The following is a 2,116-nucleotide window of genomic DNA, read 5'->3' on the forward strand; positions in this document are numbered from 1 at the left end:
GGTTGTTTTCCACGGACCAACCCGCGGTGCGGGAACTTCGCAACCGCGGCATGACTCTGGTCAACCACCTCTCCCCGCTGAAGCGCTGGCTGACCGCCCGGGCGCTCGACACCTGAAGGCATTGCCATGCTGAACTTCCCGTTGATCCGATCCCGCCTCGCGGCCCCGCTCATCGCCGCGCTGCTGCTGGCACCGCTGGCCCATGCCGACGAGGCGCAGATCCGCAAGAACCTGGCCGAGCGCCTGGCCATGCCGCCGATCGACGAGATCACCAAGACGCCGATCCCGGGCCTGTACGAAGTGCGCATGGGCACCGAGATCCTCTACACCGACGAGCAGGGCAACTACCTGGTCGAAGGGTCGCTGATCGACACCAAGGCGCGCACCAACCTCACCGAGGCGCGCATCAACAAGCTGACCGCGATCGATTTCGCCAAGCTGCCGCTGAAGGACGCGATCGTCTGGAAGAGCGGCACCGGCGCACGCCGCATCGCCGTCTTCGCCGACCCGAACTGCGGCTACTGCCGCCGTTTCGAGGCCGACCTGCAGAAGATCAAGGACGTGACCGTCTACACCTTCCTGTACCCGATCCTCGGCGGCGACTCGCCGCAGAAGTCGCGCGACATCTGGTGCGCGAAGGAACCGAGCAAGGTCTGGCTCGGCTGGATGCTGCGCAGCGAGCAGCCGCCGCGTTCGATGGGCGCCTGTGAGACGCCGATCGATCGCAATGTCGCGATGGGCAAGAAATACCGCATCAACGGCACGCCGGCGCTGGTGTTCGCCGACGGCACGCGCTTCCCCGGTGCGATGCCGCTCGAGCAGATCGAGAAACAGCTGCTGGTGAGCAGCRCTGCCGCCACCGCCGCCAAGTGACGCGGAAGTGATGCGGAAGTGACGCGGGCGCGCAGGGCGGCGGCCCTGCGGTGACTGAGGTGACAATGGCGCCCGCAGAAAACCCCTGCATGAGCGCACGGCCGCCCCCCCGAGCGGCCCTCCTGATCCCATGATTTCCCACCGCATCGAGATCGCCGATGTGCACGCGCACCAGTTCCGCGTGACGCTCACCGTGCCGCAGCCGGCACCGCAGCAGCGCCTGAGCCTGCCGGCGTGGATTCCCGGCAGCTACCTGGTGCGCGAGTTCGCGCGCCACCTGTCGCAGCTGCAGGCCCGCCAGGGTTCGCGCGAGATCGCGCTGCAGCAGCTCGACAAGGCCACCTGGCTGGCCGCCTGCGACGGCCGCGGCGCGCTGACCGTCAGCTACCTCGTCTACGCGTTCGACACCTCGGTGCGCACCGCCTTCCTCGATGCGCAACGCGGCTTCTACAACGGCACCAGCGTGTTCCTGCGGGTCGAAGGGCGCGAGGCCGAGCCGCAGGCGGTCGAGATGCGCGGCCTGCCGAAGGGCTGGCGCGTGGGCACGTCGCTGCCGGCGGTCAAGACCGATGCGCGCGGCCAGGGCCTGTACCAGGCGGCCGACTACGACGAGCTGGTCGATCACCCGGTCGAGCTGGGCGACTTCTGGCGCGGCGAGTTCAAGGCGGCCGGCGTGCCGCACGAGTTCATCGTGGCCGGTGCGCTGCCCGATTTCGACGGTGAGCGCCTGCTGGCCGATGCACGCCGCATCTGCGAGGCCGAGATCGCGTTMTGGCACGGCCGCAAGAAGCCGCATTTCAAGCGCTATGTGTTCATGCTGAACGCGGTGGATGACGGCTACGGCGGGCTGGAGCACCGGGCCAGCACCGCGCTGATCGCCGGCCGGCGCGACCTGCCGCAGCGTGCGCGGCCGGGCGCCCAGCCGCCGGCCGACCCGAAGGCCGAGCTGAAGACCGACCTGAGCGAGGGCTACGTGACGCTGCTCGGGCTGATCAGCCACGAGTATTTCCACACCTGGAACGTCAAGCGCCTGCGCCCGGCCGAGTTCGCGCGCTACGACTACACGCAGGAGAACTACACCGAACTGCTGTGGTTCTTCGAAGGCTTCACCTCGTACTACGACGACCTGCTGCTGCTGCGCGCCGGCCTGGTCGACGAATCGCGCTACCTGAAGCTGCTCGCCAAGACGGTGACTGGCGTGCTGGCCGCGCCGGGCCGGCAGGTGCAGAGCGTCGCGCAATCG

2 protein-coding genes are annotated in these 2,116 nt (G+C 68.5%); both read left to right on the plus strand.

Annotation, left to right across the window (positions count from 1 at the left end):
- The first annotated feature begins 126 nt into the window (after nucleotides 1–126).
- Entirely contained in the window at nucleotides 127–873 is a 747-nt protein-coding gene (locus AC1D15_RS28605) for a DsbC family protein (protein ID WP_477828677.1), read from the plus strand.
- Nucleotides 874–1,003: 130 nt separating this feature from the next.
- The coding region (locus tag AC1D15_RS28610) for a M61 family metallopeptidase (protein WP_477828678.1) at nucleotides 1,004–2,116 on the plus strand (1,113 nt) is incomplete at its 3' end.

The organism is Rhizobacter sp. P2_H2, from assembly GCF_056403375.1.